This is a genomic window from Eikenella sp. HMSC071B05 (genome assembly GCF_001811325.1).
GTDB classification, from domain to species: Bacteria; Pseudomonadota; Gammaproteobacteria; order Burkholderiales; family Neisseriaceae; genus Eikenella; species Eikenella corrodens.
In genome coordinates this window covers 1-20,804 of the sequence record NZ_KV804544.1, presented here as the reverse complement: position 1 = coordinate 20,804, position 20,804 = coordinate 1, and the positions used below count along the sequence as shown (strand labels likewise).

Genomic DNA, 20,804 nt, shown 5'->3' with positions numbered 1-20,804 from the left:
ATCTTAACATAAATGTTTTTCCGCCCCAAGCCCAATGATATGAAATAGTTTTCAGGCAGCCTTCGGTTTTGGTAAAGATGCCAACTTATAATTATTTCACACCATGGCTTGGCCGGCTGCTTCTACAGCAACGGGCTGGCCAGCCGCACGCAGCGTTCGACAAAGCGGCGGATGCGCGGGCGCTGCTGCCATTTTTTCAGCTCCACTTCTTCGCAGTCTTTCAGGTAGCCTTGTAGCAGTGTGGCCACGGCAGTCACAGTGTCGGGCGAATAAAGGGCGAGACTTACTTCGAGGTTGAGGTAGAAACTGCGCATATCCATGTTTACCGTGCCGAACAAGGCAAAGCAGTTGTCCACCACCACCGCCTTGGTGTGCAGCAAGCCGCCGCCATACATTTTCAGCCTCACGCCCGCATCCAAAAGCGGCTGGTAGTAGGCGCTGCTGGCGTAGCGCACCAGACGCGAATCGTTGCGCCGCGGCAGGATTAAGGTTACTTTCACGCCGCGCTGGGCGGTCATGGTAAGCGTGTTGAGCAGAGCTTCATCCGGCACGAAATAGGGCGTGCTGATGATCACGGATTCCTGCGCCACGTTCAGCGCGTTCACCAACACATCGTACACCAGCGAAGTATCGCCGCCCGGGTGTGAGGGCAGCACTTGCAGGGTTTCGCTGCCGCTGCCGGCAAAGCGTTCGTGTGTACCGGTGAGGTAGCCGCTCAGGTATTCCAAGGTGGCATTGAGGTTGTGTGAGTTTTCCACCGCCCAATCGCCGTAGAACACCGCCGCCAATTCCTGCGCTGCCACACCTTCACAGCGCAGCACCGCGTCCACCCATTCACCCACGCCCGCGCCCTGCTTGAAGAGTTTGGGATCCACCAGGTTGTAGCTGCCGGTGTAGGCAATGCGGTAGTCCACCACCAGGATTTTGCGGTGGTTGCGCACATCAGCTCGCACCCACAGCGAGCTGATCAGCCCGAAGGGCAGCGCAGGAGTAACCTCCACCCCGGCTTCGCGCAGCCAATCCGGCCAGTCCGACAGCCAAAACCCTTGGCTGCCCAGCGAATCGGCCAACAGCTGGCAGCGCACGCCGCGATCCGCCGCGCGCATCAGCGCCTCCAGCACTGCTTCCACCCGCCCGCTGCCGTCCACAATATAAAACTCCAGCAGGCAGCAATGCTGTGCCGCATCGATGTCGTCCACAAAGGCCTGCAAAATCTCGTCCGTATCGGCCAGCAGGCGCACGCCGTTATCGCCGGTGGGCGCGTAGCCCGCCCTGCCCTGCACGAAACGCGCCAACTGCCTGAAGCGGATATCCGCCACCGGCGCGGCCTCGGGCGGCAGGAAACGGTCGGCAAATTCATCGTGGAAAGCATGCAGTTCCGCCCGGCGCGCCGCACGCAACCGCCCCAGCTTCGGCTCGCCAATCAGCAGATAAGCCGCTACGCCTACAAACGGGAAGGCAAACAGGAGCGTGAGCCAAGCCAGCGCCGCACTGCCCGAGCGGCGGGCGTAAATCACCCGCAGGGCAATGCCCAGCGTGAGCAAAAAGTGCGTGCTCAGGAAAATATTCGACCAACTCATATGTTTTGAAACTGAAAACCGGGAAAAGCGACAGTATAGCCGCAGTAAGGGCTACCTGAAAGCGCAGCTTCAACAAAGTGGAAACACGCGCAGCAGAGTTTCTGCACAGCTAAAACGCAGCTGCAACGCAATCCAACTATGGCGCCGCCGAGCTTCCAAGCAGCCGAACCGGCAGGCCGCCGAAAATCCAATTTAAGGCTACCTGAAAGCAAGCAGTGCCGATTTTCAGGTAGCCTTCCCGCCCACCTCCAGTTTCGCGCTATACTCCCTGCAGGCCATATCGTCTTCCATCCCTGTTCCAAGGAGCCGCCCATGCACATCGTCTTCCTCGACCGCGACACCCTTCCTGCCCGCCCGCTCTCTTTCAACTTCCCCCACACCCTGCACGAATTTCCTGCCACCGCGCCCGAGCAAACCAACGCCCACCTCGCCGGCGCACAAATCGCCATCACCAACAAAGTTGCCATCCGCGCCGAACACCTCGCCGCCAATCCCCAGCTCAAACTCATCGCCGTGGCCGCCACCGGCTACGACCACATCGACCTGGCCGCCGCCAAAGCCGCCGGCGTTACCGTGTGCAACGTGCGCAACTACAGCAGCGAAAGCGTGGCCCAACACGCCTTCATGATGCTGCTCGCCCTCATCCGCCACTTGCCCGCCTGCATGCGCGACATCGCTGCCGGCGCCTGGCAGCAATCCCCCCAATTCGTCCATTTCAACACCCCCATGCACGACCTCGGCGGCAAAACCCTCGCCATCTTCGGTCGCGGCAACATCGGCCGCACCCTCGCCGGCTACGCCCAGGCCTTCGGCATGAAAGTCATCTGGGGCGAACACAAACACGCAGCCGCCGTGCGCGAAGGCTACACCCCGTTTCAGGTAGCCTTGCAGCAGGCCGATGCCGTTTCCCTGCACTGCCCGCTCAACGAGCACACCCGCCACATGATCGGCGAGGCCGAGCTGCGTCTGATGAAACCGACCGCCATCCTTATCAACACCGGCCGCGGCGGCCTCGCCGACGAACAAGCCGTATTCGCCGCCCTGCAACAAGGCCGGCTCGGCGGCGCCGGTTTCGACGTGCTCAGCCAAGAGCCGCCGCGCCAAGACAACCCCCTGCTCGCCCCGCTGCCCAACCTCATCGTTACCCCGCACATCGCCTGGACCAGCCAGGAAGCCCTGCTCAATATGACCGAAATTCTCGAAGCCAATATCACCGCCTTCGCCGAAGGCAGGCCGCAAAACGCGTTGTAAACGGATTGGGCAAGATACAGGCTACCTGAAGATTTCAGGTAGCCTGTATCTTGCCCAATCCTATTTCCACTCTCCGTCAAAACAAGGCTGCTGTTTCCGATAGCCCTGCTTAGGATGGCGTGTGCTACTTCCCTTTTCGCTGCAGCTGCCGCTGCAATTTGTGCGCAAGCATAAACGCGATGTCGGCAGACTGGGAAGAAAGCACGGTGAAGTGGCCCATCTTGCGCTTCGGGCGGGCATCTTTTTTGCCATAGAGATGCAGGCACACATCGGGGCGTTGCAGGAGCGGCAGCCAGTTTACCTTGCCTGAGGGCAGCCAAATATCGCCCAAAAGGTTGGCCATACTGCAGCAGGAGAGCAACCGGGTGTCGGCAGGCGGCAGGCCGCACATGAGGCGCACTTGTTGCTCGAATTGGTTGCTGGCGCAGGCATCCAAAGTGTAGTGGCCGGAATTGTGCGGGCGCGGGGCGATTTCGTTTACAATCAATTTGTGATCGTTGCCGATGACGAAAATTTCCACGGCCAGCACGCCGACATAATTCATGGCTTCGGCCAGCTGGCAGGCCATTTCCTGCGCCTGCTTCTGCACTTCGTCGGGCAGGCGGGCGGGCACGATGGAGTAGGCCAGGATGCCGTCTTCGTGGCGATTTTCGGCGGGCGGGAAGCATTTCACCTGCTGGCTGTTGAGCCGGCACACGATTACAGAAATTTCGGAATGCAGGTTGAGCATTTTTTCCAGCACGCAGGGCACGCCGCCGAGCTGTTTGAAGGCGGCGCGGGCTTCTTCCGGGCTGGACACGCGCACCTGGCCTTTGCCGTCGTAGCCGAGCATGGCGGTTTTGACGATGCCGGGCAGGAGCGGCTCGACGGCTTCGTCGGTGAGGTCAGCTTCTTGGGTAACGGGCAGATAAGGCGCAGTTTCGAGGCCGGCCTTGGCTATCCAGGCTTTTTCCTGAATACGGTTTTGGGCAATTTCCACGCTGTCGCCGCTGGGGCACACGCGGGTTTCCAATGCCAAGGCGCGCATGGCCTGAGCATTGACGTTTTCAAATTCGGTGGTAACGGCGGCGCAAGTGGACAGGTCGGCCAGCGCGCCGAGGTCGTCATACGGGGCACAAATGTGTTTGTCAGCCAGGGCTGCGGCGGGAGAGTTGGGATCGGGATCGAGCACGGTTACGCTGTAGCCCATTTGTTTGGCGGCCACGGTAAACATCCGGCCCAACTGGCCTCCGCCCAAAATGCCCAGCATGGCGGGCGGTAAAATCGGCGTTGTTTTTGCTTTGGTCATGTTCCACTTTCTGCACCCTACGGGGGCGCGCTGTCGGCCGGGCTGAAGCAAACGCCAGCCTCTGTTTGCTTGTGGTTCCGGCGGCGGCTGGCGGTTGGTTTGCTTGCAGCAAACACATTTCTTTAAGTGATGTATTGTACTCAAATCTCGGCACCAAGCCTAGTGCAAGCAGGCTGCACATCAGGCAATTCATTGGTTTGCCTGCCTTTCCCAAGTGGGCTACCTGAAAAGGTATAACTATCTCCCCCACTTTAGCTTGGTAGGAAACTGCGGATGCCTTCGGCGACCTCGGTCCGCCTCGCAGAAACTCATCCGCCTTCGGCGAGCTCGTTTTCAGGTAGCCTTCCGTTTCATACCGTCCTTTTCCGTTATAATCGGGTCATCTTTTAACCCATCCAAACAACGGACACGCGCCATGCAAACTGCCCTTCCGCAAATCCCGCTTCACGGCTTCACCATTGCCAACAACCGCCCCTTCGTTTTGTTTGGCGGCATGAACGTGCTGGAAAGCCGCGATTTGGCCATGGAAATTGCCGAAACCTATATAGAAATCTGCCGTAAGCTGGATATTCCCTATGTGTTCAAAGCCAGCTTCGACAAGGCCAACCGCTCCAGCCTGCATTCTTTCCGCGGTCCGGGTTTGGAAAAGGGTTTGCAATGGCTCGCCGATATTAAGGCAGCCTATAACGTGCCGGTGATTACCGACATCCACGAGCCTTACCAAGCCGCGCCAGCAGCGGAGGTGGTCGATATTTTGCAGCTACCGGCCTTTTTGAGCCGCCAAACCGATCTGGTGCACGCCATGGCGCGCACCGGCGCGATTATCAACGTGAAGAAGGCGCAATTCCTCGCTCCGCACGAAATGCGCCACATCATCAATAAATGCCTGGAAGCGGGCAACGATAAAATCATCTTGTGCGAGCGCGGCTCTGCCTTTGGCTACAACAACTTGGTGGTGGACATGCTCGGCTTCGACACCATGAAGCAGATGAACGTGCCGGTGTTTTTCGACGTAACCCACAGCCTGCAGCAGCCCGGCGCACGCAGCGATTCGGCCGGCGGGCGGCGCGAGCAGATTGTTACCTTGGCGCGCGCCGGCATGGCGGTGGGGCTGGCCGGGCTGTTTTTGGAAGCTCACCCCGATCCCGAGCAGGCCAAGTGCGACGGCCCCTGCGCCCTGCGCTTAAGCCAGCTCGAGCCTTTCTTGAGCCAGCTCAAGCAGATTGATAATCTGGTAAAAGGTTTTGCCGAGCTGGATACGCATTAACCCGTATAACTAAATACACAGCATAATCAAAATATTAAGGAATGAATGATGGATAATAAACAGTCGGAACGTGGCGGCAAGCCGTTTGATCCCATTGCGGAGCTCGCTGTACCCGATTTGGCAAATATGTCGCGAGAAGAGCGCAATGTGTCCTATCTTTACGTTATCTACGCATTGTATGCGTTGGGTATGTTCGGCTTTGGCATTGTGCCCACTTTGGGCGGTGTCATTATGGCTTACGCTAAACGCAATGAGCTGCGCGGTACGATTTATTTCGATCACATTCAATTTTTGTTGAAGACTTTTTGGATAACGGTCATTGGCAGTGCTATTGGCTACGTTTTGCTATTTGTGCTTGTTGGCTTCCTAATTTTGCCTTTAGTGGGGGCTTGGTATGTGTTCCGTGTTATCGCTGGCTTCCTACGTCTGCGTGAAAACCGATCTGTTACCCCAACAGGCTGGCTGATGTAAATAAAGGCTACCTGAAAATAGCGTTTTCTGTTTTCAGGTAGCCTTTCCCAAGGCATCCCGCTTATTTTCAGGTAGCCTCTTTCCATCTCATAAGGAAACCCCATGCAAACTTGGCACGAAGCCATCGGTGCGGAAAAACAGCAACCCTATTTCCAACACATTATCCATAGCGTGCACAACGAGCGCGAAGCCGGGCAAATTGTGTACCCGCCCGCCGCCGACGTGTTCAACGCCTTCCGCGCCACCGAGTTCGGCCAAGTGCGTGTGGTCATTCTCGGGCAAGACCCATACCATGGCGCCAACCAAGCACACGGGCTGGCCTTTTCCGTGCGCGAAGGCGTGGCCGTTCCGCCATCCCTAGTGAATATTTACAAAGAGTTGGCGCAAGACATTCCCGGCTTTCAAATCCCCAAACACGGCTATCTGCAAAGCTGGGCGGAGCAGGGCGTGCTGCTGCTCAACACCGTGCTCACCGTGCGCGCTGGACAGGCTCATTCCCACGCCGCGCTGGGCTGGGAAACCTTCACCGACCACGTGATTGCCGTGCTCAACGAAGGGCGCGAACACTTAGTATTCATGCTGTGGGGCAGCCATGCCCAGAAAAAAGGCGCCATTATCGACCGCACCCGCCATCTGGTGCTCACTGCGCCGCACCCCTCGCCGCTTTCCGCCCACCGCGGCTTCTTCGGTTGCCGCCATTTCTCGCAAGCCAACGCCTATTTGCAACAGCACGGCCTGCCGCCGATTGATTGGCAAATCTGAGCTGCTAACCCCATGAATTTCCCCGCTCACTGGTTCCCCCTGCCTTGGTTGCTGGCCGCCGATGTGCTGTGCCTGCTATTGTTTGCCGCTGCCCTGCGCCCGGCTTTGGCAACATGGCGCGCACACCGCCAAGCGGCATGGGTTGGGCTGCTGATCATGGCGCTGTGCTGGAGCCTGCGCGCCGCGCCGGCCGGCGGGATGCTGGGCGGGTTGAGCTACCATTTGCTGGGTATCGGCCTGCTGGCCTTGATGGTGGACATTCCGGCAGCATTCTGCTTGGCCGTATTGCTGCTATTGCCATATATCTGGCTGTGGCAGGGCGTGGGCGATTTGAGCGTGGCGGGGCTAACGGTTTTGGCCGGCATTGTGCCGCCGCTGGCCGGCGTGGCGCTGGCACGGCAAATCGTGCGTCGGCTGCCGCGCAATCTGTTTATCTACATCTTCCTCAACGGCTTTTTCGCCGCTGCGGCCGGCATCCTGCTCAGCGCAGCGGCCAACGGAGTGTTGCTATATCTGGTCGGAACTTTTCCCACCGCCATCCTGCTGGGCTCGGTGCTGCCGGTGTTCTTTCTGATTGCCTGGGGTGAAGCCTTCCTCACCGGCCTGTTATCCGCTATCTTCATCGCCCTCAAACCGCATCTGATCACCACTTTCTCCGACGCCGACTACCTGCGCCAGAATGCTCGGCAAATCTGGAAATAGGCCGCGATAGAGGCTACCTGAAAACCAGTTTTTCAGGCACAATACGGCTTGTTCGGCATCTTGCATTGCCGGTCTTTTATTTGAATTTCGTTGAAGCCCACGCTTTCAGGTAGCCTCTGACCGGGTTTCCTGGCAACCGCTACTCCTGAAACACTTCTCGTGGCATTTTATCGTGCCGGTTTGCGCACAATTTTCAAGCGTATCACCGGCCTGCTTTAACTTCGCTACCGCCTATATTTTCAGGTAGCCTTCATCCTTTGCCGGCCAAATTCATCCAAACTGCCGCCAAAGCCTATCCCCATTCCCTGCAGCCGCCCACCGCGCAGCTGCCACACGGAGCAAATATGAACAACCCCTTTACCAATCTCGGCCTTAGCGCCGAAATCACCGCCGCACTGGCCGACCAGGGTTATGAGCAGCCCACCGCCATCCAAACTGCCGCCATCCCCAAAGTATTGGCCGGCCACGATCTGTTGGCAGCCGCCCAAACCGGTACCGGCAAAACCGCCGCCTTCATGCTGCCCAGCCTGGAGCGCCTGCGCCGCTACGCCACCACCAGCACATCGCCTGCCATGCATCCGGTGCGCATGCTGGTGCTCACCCCCACCCGCGAGCTGGCCGACCAAATCGACCAAAATACCGCTGCCTACATCAAAAACCTGCCGCTGCGCCACACCGTGCTGTTCGGCGGCATGAATATGGACAAACAAACTGCCGACCTGCGCGCCGGCTGCGAGATCGTGGTGGCCACCGTAGGCCGCCTGCTGGATCACGTGCAACAGAAAAACATCCGGCTGGATAAAGTGGAAATCGTGGTGCTCGACGAAGCCGACCGCATGCTCGACATGGGCTTTATCGACGACATCCGCCGCATCATGCAGCTGCTGCCCAAACAGCGCCAAACCCTGCTGTTTTCCGCCACTTTCTCGCCGCCCATCCGCAAGCTGGCGCAGGATTTTATGAACCGACCCGAGCAGGTGCAGACCGCGCCGCAGAATACGGCCAGCGCCAGCGTCGAGCAGCACATCATCGCCATCGACACCGCCCAGAAGCGCAACCTGCTGGAGCGGCTGATTGTAGATTTGCACATCAATCAGGTAATCGTGTTCTGCAAAACCAAGCAGAGCGTCGATCAAGTAGCCCGCGACCTGAAACGGCGCGGCCTCAGCGTGGCGCCGATTCACGGCGATAAATCGCAGCAAACCCGTTTGGAAACGCTCAACGCCTTCAAGGCCGGCGAACTGCGCGTACTGGTGGCCACCGACGTAGCCGCGCGCGGGTTGGATATTGCCGAGCTGCCCTTCGTGATCAATTATGAAATGCCCACCCAGGCCGAAGATTATGTGCACCGTATCGGCCGCACCGGCCGCGCCGGCGCCGAGGGTGTAGCCATCTCGCTGATGGACGAAGACGAACAGAAAATGTTTGAGGCCATTAAAGAACTCATCGGCAAAGAATTGCCGGTGGAGCGGATTGAAGGCTTCGAACCGCGCTGGTGGCAACATCAACAGGAAGGTAGCCGCCCTGCCGCCGAGCACTCCTCACGCGATACACGTGAACCGCGTGAAGCACGCAACGGCCGCCGTGGCCGTAATGCAGACAGCCGCAGTAAAGCCTCTGCACGCAGCGGCAGCTCCGAAAGCCCCGCACAAGAATGCGGTCGCATCCCAGGCCGACGCCACCGCAGCCGCCGCCACCGCCCGGTTTGCGCATTGGTACAGCCGAACTATGGCGCCGACAGCTGAACATTTTGCCTGCCCTCAGCGCATGCGCCTGCCTTAGCGTGACAGAGCAGCACAATCCGCTCTCTGTACACTCGCAACAAAAGTGACGGAATTTGTCAGTATGCTGGCTCACCCAGGGCATACTTTGTAGGCTACCTGAAAAATAAACGGTCACCGGCTTTCAAGTAGCCTCAAACCTTTACAAAGCACATGACCCAAGCACAGCTCAAAGCAAGCAGAGACGAAATGTGCGGGTAATATTTCAATCTTTTCCAAGCGTTCGAGAAGCGTGGCGTGCAGAAACGTACCTACAATAGGCTTGTAAAGGTTTCGGCCTTTTTCAGGTAGCCTCAAGCTGCATATTCAGTAATGATATTTTTCAGGTAGCCCCTATTCTCCTGCCGCAACAAACTATTATGGATATTCAAGACCAAAGTAACGAAAGCCTTGCCCTGCCGCCGCACTCCATGGAAGCCGAGCAGTCGGTATTGGGCGGGCTGATGGTGGATTCCTCCGCCTGGGACCGCATTGCCGGCACCATCTCGGAAGAAGACTTCTACCGCTACGAACACCGCCTGATTTTCCGCGCCATCGCCCACCTGGCCGAACGCAATCGCCCGGCCGACACCATTACCGTGGAAGAGGTATTGCAGCGCGAAGAGGTGCTGGAAGAGGCCGGCGGTTTCGGCTATCTGGTGGATTTGGCACAAAATACTGCCTCTGCCATCAACATCTCCCGCTACGCCGAAATCGTGCGCGGCCGTTCCATCATGCGCCAGCTCGCACAAGCTGGCACAGAGATTGCTAGGAATGCTTACAATCCGCAAGGTAGGGACGTCAAACAAATGTTGGACGAGGCGGAAGCCAAAATCTTTAAAATTGCCGAAAGCACCAGCAGAGTGCAACACGAATTCTTAGAGATGCCTGCCATGCTGAAAGAAGCCGTCGCCAAAATCGACAAGGCTTACTCAAGGGAAAATAAAGACGATGTAACCGGCATTCCAACCGGATTCATCGATCTAGATAAAAAAATAGCCGGTTTGCACGGTGGTGATCTCATCATCGTTGCTGGAAGGCCGGCAATGGGGAAAACCGCTTTTTCATTGAATATCGCGGAAAACGTCGCTATCAGTACGCACCTGCCCGTTGCCATCTTCTCGATGGAGATGGGCGGGGTGCAGCTGGTAATGCGTATGCTCGGTTCGGTTGGGAGGCTGGATCAGGGCTTACTCAAAACCGGTCAATTGCAAGACGAACATTGGGCTAGGCTCAATGACGCTCTACACAAACTGTCAGACGCCCCCATCTTTATCGACGAAACCCCTGCCTTAAATTCGCTGGAAGTCCGCGCTCGCGTGCGCCGCTTGGCCAGAAGAAAAGGTAAATTGGGGCTAGTGGTTATCGACTACTTACAGCTGATGAGCGGCACCGGCCACAACAGTAACAACCGCGCAGCAGAATTGGGGGAAATCTCCCGTTCACTCAAATCGCTGGCCAGAGAATTGGATATCCCGATTATCGCCCTCTCTCAACTGTCGCGTACTGTTGAATCCCGCACCGATAAACGCCCCATGATGTCCGACTTGCGAGAATCCGGTGCCATCGAGCAGGATGCCGACCTGATTATGTTCATGTATCGTGATGAATACTACCACCCCGATACTGACAAAAAAGGCATGGCCGAATGCATCATCGGCAAACACCGTAACGGCCCCACCGGCAAAATCCCGCTGGTCTTTACCGGCGAATTCAGCAAATTTGACAATGCAGTACATACTGGGCATACTTACTTTACTGAAGAATAAGAACAATCTTACTCAATCCGCCTATTTTTGTGCCCCATTTCCCATTTTAAAGTGATGGCCATGAAGACACGACAACATACACAGGGCTTTACCCTGATAGAGCTGATGATTACCCTGACCCTGATCGGGATTATGGCTACAATTGCCATGCCAAGCATGAGTAACTTTATCGCTACACAAAAGTTAGGTAATCGAATCAGCCAAATTACAACTATTTTCCGATTTGCCAGAACTGAGGCCGTACGCAGAAACAGTCCTGTTATCATCTGTGGCGGCATTAAACTTAAATCTGATGCCAAGCCCAATAATGGCTGCGATAAAGGAGGTAACTCCTTATTGGCGTTCATTGATAAAAATAGCAATAATGACTACGACAGTGGCATCGTCAATTCTAGTAATGACACAGATTTACGCTCAGTATTAATTAATAATGAGTCAATAACAATTAGTAGCCTTGATATTGCGCTTAGCAATCCAACGACTGATAAAACTCGCTTTATTTATATGCCAAATGGCACTTTTGGTGTTGGTAAATCTAATGGCCAATACACATACTCTTCTAACTACATCAGAATAGCAGCGAGTGATGGAAAGCATGTCCGCATGGCTTTAATTGCACCGAGTGGTCGAGTGATAACCTGCAACGGGAATATGACCCCTTCTGAATTCAATTCATTAACTGCAAGTAGCTATGCAACCTATTGTGCTTTATCTTAAAGCTTGAAGGAATAACAGCATGTCTAATCATAAATTCTTATTAAAGCCGATACATCTTAATCGGGGTAGTACTCTATTAGAAGTGCTCATTTCTGTATTTATTATGGCATTTGGCATTATGGCTCTTATGCTTGCACAATTAAAATCTGTGGGTAACGTCCGTGAAGCAGAAATGCAAACTCGGGTTGCTCAGGCTGTGCAGAATCTGTCTGCTGGCATGTTAAGCAACCCTGATGTAATCAATAATATTGGCACTCACTCAGCTGCTACAACCAAATTCACCTACACCGACTATAATAAATCAACACAAAATATTACTCCTACATCATCTGCCGTCGATATTCCCGTATGTGGTAATGCAACCGGCATAAAGCGTAAGGCTCTCATCGCCTGCCAACTAAATGCATTTACTGCAGAACTGCAAAATGCATTACCCAATGCGACCGGCATTTCATATGCAATTACTAGTACCTCTGGTGATACGCCCACTACTACAATCGAGGTAAAATGGACAGAAAGTAATGGGGATACTCAAAATTCCGATGACTTTAACTATAGCTATAGTGCGGTTGTAGGAGACTAAATTATTATGAAATATCATCTATGCCGCTCTCCAAAGAGCAAACCACATATTCCAAATTTTCAGGCAAAACCACATGGATTTACTTTGATTGAATTCATGGTTGCTAGCTCGTTGGCATTGGTTGTTTTACTTGCCATTGGTATTACATATGGTATTACCAGTAGAATGCGTACAAACTCTGAAAGCCGCCTAGCTGCACAGCAAGACCTGCGCAATGCCTCAGAGTTGATTCTCCGCGACGCCCAAATGGCCGGCTCCTTTGGTTGTTTTAATATGGGGAATTTAGTACACAAACAGATGCCCACATCGCCCCATTCTACCGATGGCTTTCAATCTAATACTGCAAACTTTAAACTGGTTCTAGATGATCCAGCTTACAGTGGAATTAGTATAATGAATGCTAACACGGCTAAAAATACATTTAATATTTCTGGGTTCGTACCAAGTAACTCCTCTTCAGCACTAATTTTCGTATACGGGCAAAATCTTACTCCCGTCACAGAAGTAACTAATCCTACAGCAAAAGATGCTCCTAAAGAATTAAGGGACGTTGCTAATGCTGGAGGCCCCATCGCCTTATCTTCTTGTGGACGCATGTATATTGGTAATGGCAGCACCCTTACCCAAAATGGGAATGATCTAGTCATTGGTTCTGGTTTCGGTGGTGGATCAATTATTTCTCACTTTAGCGGTCCTGACGTTTTTTACCTCCCGCAAACCACTCTATCCCAAGTATATGGAGTTGCCTACGTTATTGGTCGAATTCCTAATGTTAACACCACAGCTGATGCTTTATATCGATTTACTCTGACTCCAAGTGGTTCATGGGGGAACCCTCAATTGATGGTTTCTAACATCCAAGGAATGGGTATCCAGCAATTATATGCAGGCTGCAACAATACCAATACTTCTGTAACGTTCTCTAGTAACCGTACGACGTTGGGAAATGCACCTGACGTAACTCGTATTTCTATGTTGCCAACTATCCTTGAAATGCGCTTGCGGCTTAATGATGATGCAAACACATATGGTACCGTTAACCAATATTTAATTAGAGCTAATGTTCGTGGAGGAAACGTATGCGCCAATCAATCGTAACTCAAAAACAACAAGGCTATACTCTATTCATCGTACTAATTATGATGCTGGTTATTGCGCTAATTGTTGTTGCCAGCATGCAATCAACCAATACAGAAATGCGTATTAGCTCAAATGATGCAGATAGGAAATATGCCTTCTCTCTCGCTGAACAAGCACTGCGAAATGGTGAACAACGTATTGTAACTGAGCAAAATAAAGCATTTACTGCTGCAGCCAATAGTAACTCTTGCAAGGATGGCATTTGTGGTGGCAAAGCATCTGATTCTACGCCTGTTTGGAAAAGAAGTGATTCCGTCAATCTAAATGAAGCAAACAAAGGTAGACACTGCTTAAAAAATCAGTCATCCAACACTAATAATGCTTGTTATATGGTAGAACGTTTGGGCGAAATTGCTGACCAAAACTATAAAAATGTTTTCCGCGTAACGGCTCGTGCATGGGGGGCTAACAATAATACCGTGGTCACTTTGCAGTCTTACGTTGAATATTCTGGCAAATAACAGGAATGGCCAATGAAAAAGAAAACTAGAGGCTTCACTCTTGTAGAGATGATGGTTGTTGTAGCCATAATCGGTATACTAGCTGCTATTGCGTTGCCATCTTATCAGTCCCATATTGAAAAGACACATTTAGCTGCCGCTAAAAACCATCTATTAGATATAGTTGCTCAAATGAGGCAGAATAAATTGCGTAATAATGGCAATTACTCAACTGCTGGACTCTCTACTTTAGTCAATAGTAAGAATAGTGATCCTGAGCGTAGATATGATTTTGTATCTGCACTAACAGACAATACAAATATCAATACCTATTATGTATACCTTCAACCAAAACCAAATGGCTATACTAAGTCACTATATATTACTGCTGCTGGCACTGTCTACGAATGCAAAACTGTAAGTGAGGCACAAAGCAAATCATCTTCTTGTACGATGATTAACAAATAAATTTTATTTCATATAACTAAGTCGGCTGCTTGATACCAAGCAGCCGACTTCTTGTTCTTATCTATTCTATCGCAAACGTGCACCAACAGTTTCAGCAGCAGCAATCAACTTCTGCACGATCTCTTCAACCGTATCATCCGTCAAAGTACGTTCCGCATCCTGCAAAATCACTTTTACTGCCATGCTCTTCATGTTTTCAGGTAGCCCTACCCCACGATATACGTCGAACAAGGTAATTTCCTGAATCAAATCGGATTTCACGCCGCGCAAAGCAGCCTGCAACTGCTCGAAAGTGGTGGCTTCGGGCACCACAAAAGCCAAATCCCTGCGCACCGGCTGGAATTTCGATACTGCCTGATAACGCGTTTTTTCGCGTTCCAACACCGCTGCCATATCGATTTCAAATACCAGCGGCGCTTGCGGCAAGTCGTATTTTTGCAGCCATTTCGGATGCAATTCGCCAACAAAGCCGATAACTTGGCCGTCTGAAACGATATTGGCGGCGCGGCCGGGATGCAGGGCGGGATGTTCGGTTTTGATGAATTCAACTGCTTTGTTTTTCAACAGATTTTCCACATCCGCCTTGATATCGTAAAAATCCGCGTTGCGCGTTTTCTCGCCCCATTGTTCGGGCATCGCCGCACCGTACCACAGGCCGCCGATGCGTTCATTTTGTACAAACCGGCCGTCTGAACCTTTGCTGAACACGCGGGCGATTTCAAACACGCGCACGCGGCTTTGCTTGCGGTTCAGATTGTTCTGCAGAATTTCCACCAAACCGCCGATGAGCGTGGAACGCATCACGGCATACTGCGCCGCCAGCGGATTTTGCAGGCGGATGGGGTTGGCGTTGGCGGCAAAATCGAGTTCCCACTGCTCGTCAACGAAGGCGTAGCTGACCACTTCGCGGTAGCCGCGCGCCGCCATTTCGTTATAAACGGCAAAACGCGGACGGCGGGTTTCGGGCAGCGCCAGCATTTTCAGACGACCTGACGTGTAATCGTCGGGGATATTTTCATAGCCGTAAACCCGACCGACTTCTTCAATCAAATCGGCTTCGATTTCGATGTCGAAACGGAAGCTCGGCGCGGTAACGCGGAAGCCTTCCGCCGTTTTTTCAGGTTGCAGGCCCAAGTGCTGCAAAATGGTTTCCACCTGTTCGGCAGGAATGTCCACGCCCAATACGGTTTTCAGACGGCCTAAACGCAATTCAACCTGTTTGTTTTCAGGTAGCCTGCCTAACGCTTCCACCATTTCGCCTGCCGCACCGCCGCAGATTTGTAAAACCAATTCGGTAGCGCGCTCGATGGCATCAGCCTGCAAACGGTAATCCACGCCGCGCTCAAAGCGGAACGACGAATCCGAACCAAAACCATATTGGCGCGATTTCCCTGCGATGATTTCAGGCGCAAACCAAGCCGCTTCCAGCACGATATTTTGCGTGTCATCTGAAACCGCGCTTGCCGCGCCGCCCATCAGACCCGCCAAACTCAACGCGCCTTTTTCGTCGGCCACCACCAGCGTATTTTCAGACAGAGAGACGGTTTTCTCATTCAGGCATTCCAGCGTTTCACCTTCACACGCGCGGCGGATGTACAGGCTGCCTGAAAGTTTGTCGGCATCGAAAACATGCATCGGCTGACCAATTTCCAGCATCACATAATTACCAATGTCCACCAGCGCGGAAATACTGCAGATACCGCTGCGCTCCAAACGTTGCTTCATCCAATCCGGCGTAGCGGCGCGCGCATTCACGTTTTCAATCACGCGACTGATAAAACGGCCGCAATCGGCAGGCTCATCAATCTGCACGGGCTGTTTGCGGCTGCCCGTGATGGGCGCGGCATGGATTGCAGGCTGCTTGAACGCGCAACCCGTCAGCGCGGACACTTCACGCGCAATACCTTTGATGCTCAGGCAATCAGCACGGTTCGGCGTAATTTTCAGCGTGAATACCGTATCGTCCAAATCCAGATATTCGCGGATGTTTGCACCGACAGGAGCGTCTTGCGGCAGAATGTGTAAGCCGTTCACGCCGTCGTCAGGCAGACCGAGTTCATCGGTGGAACACAACATCCCGTTCGACACCACGCCGCGCATCTTGGTCGGCTTGATTTTGAAATTGCCCGGCAATACCGCGCCCGACAGCGAACACGGCACTTTGATGCCAGCTTTTACATTCGGCGCACCGCACACAATCTGCACCAACTCACCCGTACCCGCATCGACTTGGGTAACGTTCAAACGGTCAGCATCCGGATGTTTTTCAACGGATTTCACTTCGGCAATCACCACACCCGTAAACGCAGGCGCGGCAGTCTCGGCTTCTTCCACTTCCAAGCCGGACATGGTTAACAGATGTTCCAGCTTATCGGCGGAAAGTTCGGTATCGGCTTGGGTTTTCAGCCATGAGTAGGAGAATTGCATGTTATGTTCTCAATCAACTAATTAACTTTTTATCAGATTTTGTTTTCAGACGACCTGTTTGTTTAGGGGCGCAGGCTGCTTTTTAACTTTGTTGGGGCTGTTGCTTTCAGGTAGCCTTTTAAAACCTTAAGCAATCAAATCAATACGATTGTTACGAACCACGCCAGCAAGGTATAGCCTAAACTGACACTCACTGTAAACGCTACACGCTCCCAGCTTTTAAACCACGGCATCAACCAACTGCCGATCGCGGTGGCAAAACAGGATGCGATAAACGAGGCAGATCCATAATTCGACCACCTTATTGCACCTTCCACATCGTCGCCGGTCAGAGTTTTCAAATCGGCCAACGCCAAAGAGCGATTTTCGCAATAGATGGACAGCAACCACAGTGCGACAGCAAACACATAGCAAACGAATGGGGTAACATAGCGTTTCATGATTCAGCTTTCTGCGGTGCAGGCTGCTTTTCCATTCAAGCAGCCTGCACAATCATTTCGCAAACTGTTTCAAAAAGTTCAAATCGTTATCAAAAAACAGCCGCAAATCGTTCACGTTATAACGCAACATGGCGAAACGGTCGAGGCCGATGCCGAAAGCGAAACCGGTGTATTTTTCTGGGTCGATATTCACGTTTTTCAACACGTTGGGATGCACCATGCCGCAGCCGCCGACTTCCAGCCATTTGCCGTTTTCGCCCATAATATCGATTTCGGCTGACGGTTCTGTAAACGGAAAGAAAGACGGGCGGAAACGTACTTGCAAATCATCGCGTTCGAAAAAGCGGCGGATAAAATCGGTGAACACAGCTTTCAAATCGGCGAAGGTTACGCCCTCTTCCACCCACAGGCCTTCGGCTTGATGGAACATGGGCGAGTGCGTAGCATCGCTGTCCACACGGTAAACGCGGCCAGGGGCAATAATGCGGATGGGCGGTTCTTTTTTATCGAGCATGTAGCGGATTTGAATCGGGGAAGTGTGCGTGCGTAAAACATCGCCGTTTTCAACGTAGAACGTATCCTGCATGGCGCGTGCCGGGTGATTTGCGGGGATGTTCAAAGCCTGAAAGTTGTGGAAATCGTCTTCGATTTCCGGGCCGTCTGCCACTTCAAAGCCCATACCGTGAAAGAGTTCGACTACGCGCTGCAAGGTCAGGGTTACGGGATGCAGACCGCCATTTTCCTGCGCGCGTCCGGGCAAGGTAATATCGAGGGCTTCAGCTGTAAGCTGGGCTTGCAGTTTGGCTTCGGCCAACTCGGCGCGTTTGGCATCGTAGGCGGCTTGGAAACGCTGCTTGCACTCGTTGATGAACGCGCCGACGGTTTTTTTCTCTTCGGGCGGCAGGCTGCCGAGCTGTTTGAGCAAGGCGTTGAGTTCGCCGGTTTTGCCGAGGTACTGGGCTTTGACGAGTTCGAGGGCTTGCTGGTCGGCGGTGTTTTGGATGGCGGCAATGCCGGCGGCGGCAATTTGTTCTGCGTTTTGCATATTTTATTGTGAAATAATGTTGGAAATGGGGGCGGCACACCTGCAGGCTACCTGAAAAATCCGGCAGCAAAACCGAAGGCGGGAAAGGCGGCATTTTAGCCGAAAATGGGCTGTTTTTATAGCAGGCCGGCAAAGCGGACGATGGACAAAACTAGGCTTTACCCTGCATATTGTGGTGTTCGATTTTGAAACCGCCGTTACGGTAGGCAGCAAAGCGGCGGCGGGCAGCGGCAAGCTGGGTTTCACTGTAGCCAACGATTTCCAGCACACGTTCCGGCGTATTCGGAGCATCGCTCCACAAGTCTGCCGATAAATTCAGCACCACCAGGCTGCTTTCCGCCGCGGGCAGAGTTTCCCCCTCGGCCAGCAGTATCGGCGGCTCCGCTGGGCACGGGTTTTCTTCGGGCTGCCAGATTTCGTGCGGCAGGAAGCTTTCGGCCTCAAACGCCCACAATTGGCGGTCGAGGGTTGCCAGCTGCTCCGTGCCGCCGCACCAAGCCAGCACGCGGCAGCCGGCTTCGACCGCGCGTTTGGCCAGGCGGCAGGCGAAGGTTTCTAAATCGGCAACGTGGGTGTAGAAGGTAACGGTGGGCATGGAGGCTACCTGAAAAATGGCGGGGAGGCTGGGGTCGGCAAATCGTTTGCCTGTGCCCTGCGGCCAGATTGGCTGCAAATGGCTTGGGCAGAGTGTTTGGATTTTTCAGGTAGCCTGTATTGTTACCCGCCGTGCTTGTTCCCGCTGGGGAATATTGCGGGCAGGCTACCTAAAATCCGGTTAAGGCTAAAGGCTACCTGAAAACTCAAGTTGCAACCTAGTTAAAACGATGTCTCGACGCAGCCAAGGCCGGGGTTCTGCGGAGTTAAATCGGCTTTCGGAGGTTTCGTTTTTTCAGGTAGCCTGAGTGCATTTAACGTTGCCGGTCGAGCCAGCGTTCGGCATCGAGAGCGGCTTGGCAGCCTGAGGCCGCGCTGGTGATGGCTTGGCGGTAGGTGTGGTCTTTCACGTCGCCCGCCGCCCAAATGCCTTCGATGTTGGTTGCGCCGACGTTGTCGCCGCTGCCGCCTTTGGTTTTCAGGTAGCCTGCGTCGTCCATATCGAGCTGGCCTTTGAAGATGTCGGTATTGGGTTTGTGGCCAATGGCGATGAATACGCCTTTGACGGCGATGTCTTCGCTGCGGCCGTCGTTGAATTTCAACCGCGCGCCGGTTACGCCGCTGTCGTCACCCAATACTTCTTCCAATACGGCTTCGGTTTTCAGGATGATTTTGCCCTCTTCCACGCGGCGCATCAGTTTGTCCACCATGATTTTTTCGGCACGGAAGCTGTCGCGGCGGTGTATCAGGGTTACGGTGTTGGCGATGTTGGCCAGGTAGAGTGCTTCTTCCACGGCGGTGTTGCCGCCGCCGACTACGGCTACATCTTGTTTTTTGTAGAAGAAGCCGTCGCAGGTGGCACAGGCGGACACGCCGCGTCCGGCGAAGGTTTCTTCGCTCGGCAGGCCGAGGTATTTGGCCGATGCGCCGGTGGCGACGATGAGTGCGTCGCAGGTGTATTCGCCCGCATCACCGATGAGTTTGAACGGGCGTTGCTGCAGTTGCGCGGTGTGGATGTGGTCGAAAACGATTTCCGTGCCGAAGCGTTCGGCGTGGGCGAGGAAGCGCGCCATCAGTTCGGGGCCCTGCACGCCGTCGGCATCGGCAGGCCAGTTGTCCACTTCTGTGGTGGTCATGAGTTGGCCGCCTTGTTCCAAACCGGTGATGATGACGGGATTGAGGTTGGCGCGGGCGGCATAAACGGCGGCGGTGTAACCTGCGGGGCCGGAACCGAGGATGATGAGTTTGTGGTGCTTAGGCATAGTCTTCTCCAAATAAAATGACGTTTATTGTACCCGCTTTCGTACATAAAAACACCGCCGGCAATATGGCAGGCGGTGTATAAGCATTTCGTACTTATTAGGGGTTAGCAGCAGCTGGTTTGTTGACAGCCGGACGGGCGGCGGCAGGTTTGCTGGCAGACGGTTTAGCTGCGGAAGTAGCTGGTTTAGCAGCCGGAGTAGCCGGTTTGGCAGCAGCTGGTTGCGGTTGTTGCTGTTGAGTAGCAGGGCGAGCAGCCGGAGTACGGGCAGCCTGGCCATTACCGACGGTAATTTCTGAAGAAATCTTCTGATAAATGCCGTTACCAATGCCACGCACGTTTTTAATGTCTTCAGGAGATTTGAACGGGCCGTTAGCGGTACGATATTCCACGATTGCAGCAGCTTTAGCCGGACCGATACCGTTCAAGGTTTGCAGCTCTTGTGCAGTGGCAGTATTGATATTAACTTGTGCTAATGCCCAAGAAAAACTCAGCAAGCTAACAATGACGAATAAAAACTTCTTCATAATTTTAACTCCTTGAAGTCTAGTGAAAAAAGGTATTACTAATCGCAACTATAAGTTAGTACCATCTATAGCGCAACTAGTTTTACCCTTAAATAACAAATAATTGCATTTTGCACACTTACTTATATAAAGTTGCCGAACCACCCATCTAATCTACCAGTATAACCTTTTAATAACAAATAAAATTAAACAGAAATCTGTATTCTGTACAGAAGTCCAATGTACCCATACATCCCAACAGTTTTTTATAAAATTAGATATAAAGCTTTGCCAAAGCCACAGCCCCGGATATCCAACTCTATACACAGATCA

20 protein-coding genes are annotated in these 20,804 nt (G+C 53.3%); 12 read left to right on the top strand and 8 right to left on the bottom strand.

Annotated features, from left to right (window positions below):
• Positions 1-122: 122 nt before the first annotated feature.
• On the bottom strand, positions 123-1,580 hold the full coding sequence (gene cls, locus HMPREF2796_RS03780) for a cardiolipin synthase (protein WP_070631106.1): 1,458 nt from the start codon (positions 1,578-1,580) through the stop codon (positions 123-125).
• Positions 1,581-1,892: 312 nt separating this feature from the next.
• Between cls and HMPREF2796_RS03775 the strand changes: the two genes are divergently transcribed.
• On the top strand, positions 1,893-2,831 hold the full coding sequence (locus HMPREF2796_RS03775) for a D-2-hydroxyacid dehydrogenase (RefSeq protein ID WP_070631104.1): 939 nt from the start codon (positions 1,893-1,895) through the stop codon (positions 2,829-2,831).
• Positions 2,832-2,955: 124 nt separating this feature from the next.
• Here the strand turns inward: HMPREF2796_RS03775 and HMPREF2796_RS03770 are convergent, their stop codons facing one another.
• Positions 2,956-4,119, bottom strand: a complete 1,164-nt coding sequence (locus HMPREF2796_RS03770) for a 5-(carboxyamino)imidazole ribonucleotide synthase (RefSeq protein WP_070631102.1) — start codon at positions 4,117-4,119, stop codon at positions 2,956-2,958.
• A gap of 415 nt (positions 4,120-4,534) precedes the next feature.
• Here HMPREF2796_RS03770 and kdsA point away from each other — a divergent pair, with 415 nt between their 5' ends.
• The 11 genes from kdsA (at position 4,535) to HMPREF2796_RS10720 (ending at position 14,198) form a co-directional block, all read left to right on the top strand.
• Positions 4,535-5,386, top strand: coding sequence for a 3-deoxy-8-phosphooctulonate synthase (gene kdsA, locus HMPREF2796_RS03765; protein WP_070631101.1), 852 nt, complete (start codon positions 4,535-4,537; stop codon positions 5,384-5,386).
• 45 nt (positions 5,387-5,431) lie between these two features.
• On the top strand, positions 5,432-5,857 hold the full coding sequence (locus tag HMPREF2796_RS03760; protein ID WP_003824837.1) for a DUF4870 family protein: 426 nt from the start codon (positions 5,432-5,434) through the stop codon (positions 5,855-5,857).
• 102 nt (positions 5,858-5,959) lie between these two features.
• Positions 5,960-6,619 (top strand): uracil-DNA glycosylase, encoded by a 660-nt coding sequence (gene ung, locus HMPREF2796_RS03755; protein WP_070631098.1) that lies wholly within the window; start codon positions 5,960-5,962, stop codon positions 6,617-6,619.
• 12 nt (positions 6,620-6,631) lie between these two features.
• Positions 6,632-7,321, top strand: coding sequence for an energy-coupling factor ABC transporter permease (locus HMPREF2796_RS03750; protein ID WP_070631096.1), 690 nt, complete (start codon positions 6,632-6,634; stop codon positions 7,319-7,321).
• Between the two features lie 344 nt (positions 7,322-7,665).
• Positions 7,666-9,066: a DEAD/DEAH box helicase gene (locus HMPREF2796_RS03745; protein WP_070631167.1), complete on the top strand. Its 1,401-nt coding sequence runs from the start codon at positions 7,666-7,668 to the stop codon at positions 9,064-9,066.
• A 395-nt stretch (positions 9,067-9,461) separates the two neighbouring features.
• Positions 9,462-10,850 (top strand): replicative DNA helicase, encoded by a 1,389-nt coding sequence (gene dnaB, locus HMPREF2796_RS03740; RefSeq protein WP_070631093.1) that lies wholly within the window; start codon positions 9,462-9,464, stop codon positions 10,848-10,850.
• Between the two features lie 60 nt (positions 10,851-10,910).
• The gene (locus tag HMPREF2796_RS10730; RefSeq protein WP_240070318.1) at positions 10,911-11,567 is read left to right on the top strand and encodes a GspH/FimT family pseudopilin; all 657 of its coding nucleotides are present in this window, start codon (positions 10,911-10,913) and stop codon (positions 11,565-11,567) included.
• Positions 11,568-11,586: 19 nt separating this feature from the next.
• Entirely contained in the window at positions 11,587-12,150 is a 564-nt protein-coding gene (pilV, locus tag HMPREF2796_RS03735; protein WP_070631091.1) for a type IV pilus modification protein PilV, read from the top strand.
• 6 nt (positions 12,151-12,156) lie between these two features.
• Complete coding sequence (locus tag HMPREF2796_RS10725) at positions 12,157-13,248, top strand: PilW family protein (RefSeq protein WP_083308637.1); 1,092 nt, start codon at positions 12,157-12,159, stop codon at positions 13,246-13,248.
• Positions 13,230-13,751: a pilus assembly PilX family protein gene (locus HMPREF2796_RS03730; RefSeq protein ID WP_070631089.1), complete on the top strand. Its 522-nt coding sequence runs from the start codon at positions 13,230-13,232 to the stop codon at positions 13,749-13,751. Before HMPREF2796_RS10725 ends, HMPREF2796_RS03730 begins: the two co-directional genes overlap by 19 nt.
• Before the next feature lie 12 nt (positions 13,752-13,763).
• Complete coding sequence (locus HMPREF2796_RS10720; RefSeq protein WP_083308636.1) at positions 13,764-14,198, top strand: type IV pilin protein; 435 nt, start codon at positions 13,764-13,766, stop codon at positions 14,196-14,198.
• A gap of 66 nt (positions 14,199-14,264) precedes the next feature.
• Here the strand turns inward: HMPREF2796_RS10720 and pheT are convergent, their stop codons facing one another.
• The 6 genes from pheT to HMPREF2796_RS03700 form a co-directional block, all read right to left on the bottom strand.
• Positions 14,265-16,625: a phenylalanine--tRNA ligase subunit beta gene (gene pheT, locus HMPREF2796_RS03725; protein ID WP_070631087.1), complete on the bottom strand. Its 2,361-nt coding sequence runs from the start codon at positions 16,623-16,625 to the stop codon at positions 14,265-14,267.
• A gap of 134 nt (positions 16,626-16,759) precedes the next feature.
• Positions 16,760-17,065, bottom strand: coding sequence for a hypothetical protein (locus tag HMPREF2796_RS03720; protein WP_070631085.1), 306 nt, complete (start codon positions 17,063-17,065; stop codon positions 16,760-16,762).
• Positions 17,066-17,117: 52 nt separating this feature from the next.
• Positions 17,118-18,110 carry a phenylalanine--tRNA ligase subunit alpha gene (gene pheS / locus HMPREF2796_RS03715; protein ID WP_070631084.1) on the bottom strand — a complete coding sequence of 331 codons (993 nt, stop codon included), beginning with the start codon at positions 18,108-18,110 and terminating at the stop codon, positions 17,118-17,120.
• A gap of 151 nt (positions 18,111-18,261) precedes the next feature.
• Positions 18,262-18,705, bottom strand: coding sequence for a DNA polymerase III subunit chi (locus HMPREF2796_RS03710; protein ID WP_070631165.1), 444 nt, complete (start codon positions 18,703-18,705; stop codon positions 18,262-18,264).
• Positions 18,706-19,018: 313 nt separating this feature from the next.
• Positions 19,019-19,966, bottom strand: coding sequence for a thioredoxin-disulfide reductase (gene trxB, locus HMPREF2796_RS03705; RefSeq protein ID WP_023887948.1), 948 nt, complete (start codon positions 19,964-19,966; stop codon positions 19,019-19,021).
• A 97-nt stretch (positions 19,967-20,063) separates the two neighbouring features.
• Positions 20,064-20,540, bottom strand: a complete 477-nt coding sequence (locus HMPREF2796_RS03700; protein WP_246826857.1) for a ComEA family DNA-binding protein — start codon at positions 20,538-20,540, stop codon at positions 20,064-20,066.
• Between the last annotated feature and the right edge of the window lie 264 nt (positions 20,541-20,804).

What these genes read in the sequence shown, in the direction of transcription:
- cls (WP_070631106.1), bottom strand. Translation starts at nt 1,580, where the DNA reads ATGAGTTGGTCGAATATTTTCCTGAGCACGCACTTTTTGCTCACGCTG.
- HMPREF2796_RS03775 (WP_070631104.1), top strand. Translation starts at nt 1,893, where the DNA reads ATGCACATCGTCTTCCTCGACCGCGACACCCTTCCTGCCCGCCCGCTC.
- HMPREF2796_RS03770 (WP_070631102.1), bottom strand. Translation starts at nt 4,119, where the DNA reads ATGACCAAAGCAAAAACAACGCCGATTTTACCGCCCGCCATGCTGGGC.
- kdsA (WP_070631101.1), top strand. Translation starts at nt 4,535, where the DNA reads ATGCAAACTGCCCTTCCGCAAATCCCGCTTCACGGCTTCACCATTGCC.
- HMPREF2796_RS03760 (WP_003824837.1), top strand. Translation starts at nt 5,432, where the DNA reads ATGATGGATAATAAACAGTCGGAACGTGGCGGCAAGCCGTTTGATCCC.
- ung (WP_070631098.1), top strand. Translation starts at nt 5,960, where the DNA reads ATGCAAACTTGGCACGAAGCCATCGGTGCGGAAAAACAGCAACCCTAT.
- HMPREF2796_RS03750 (WP_070631096.1), top strand. Translation starts at nt 6,632, where the DNA reads ATGAATTTCCCCGCTCACTGGTTCCCCCTGCCTTGGTTGCTGGCCGCC.
- HMPREF2796_RS03745 (WP_070631167.1), top strand. Translation starts at nt 7,666, where the DNA reads ATGAACAACCCCTTTACCAATCTCGGCCTTAGCGCCGAAATCACCGCC.
- dnaB (WP_070631093.1), top strand. Translation starts at nt 9,462, where the DNA reads ATGGATATTCAAGACCAAAGTAACGAAAGCCTTGCCCTGCCGCCGCAC.
- HMPREF2796_RS10730 (WP_240070318.1), top strand. Translation starts at nt 10,911, where the DNA reads ATGAAGACACGACAACATACACAGGGCTTTACCCTGATAGAGCTGATG.
- pilV (WP_070631091.1), top strand. Translation starts at nt 11,587, where the DNA reads ATGTCTAATCATAAATTCTTATTAAAGCCGATACATCTTAATCGGGGT.
- HMPREF2796_RS10725 (WP_083308637.1), top strand. Translation starts at nt 12,157, where the DNA reads ATGAAATATCATCTATGCCGCTCTCCAAAGAGCAAACCACATATTCCA.
- HMPREF2796_RS03730 (WP_070631089.1), top strand. Translation starts at nt 13,230, where the DNA reads ATGCGCCAATCAATCGTAACTCAAAAACAACAAGGCTATACTCTATTC.
- HMPREF2796_RS10720 (WP_083308636.1), top strand. Translation starts at nt 13,764, where the DNA reads ATGAAAAAGAAAACTAGAGGCTTCACTCTTGTAGAGATGATGGTTGTT.
- pheT (WP_070631087.1), bottom strand. Translation starts at nt 16,625, where the DNA reads ATGCAATTCTCCTACTCATGGCTGAAAACCCAAGCCGATACCGAACTT.
- HMPREF2796_RS03720 (WP_070631085.1), bottom strand. Translation starts at nt 17,065, where the DNA reads ATGAAACGCTATGTTACCCCATTCGTTTGCTATGTGTTTGCTGTCGCA.
- pheS (WP_070631084.1), bottom strand. Translation starts at nt 18,110, where the DNA reads ATGCAAAACGCAGAACAAATTGCCGCCGCCGGCATTGCCGCCATCCAA.
- HMPREF2796_RS03710 (WP_070631165.1), bottom strand. Translation starts at nt 18,705, where the DNA reads ATGCCCACCGTTACCTTCTACACCCACGTTGCCGATTTAGAAACCTTC.
- trxB (WP_023887948.1), bottom strand. Translation starts at nt 19,966, where the DNA reads ATGCCTAAGCACCACAAACTCATCATCCTCGGTTCCGGCCCCGCAGGT.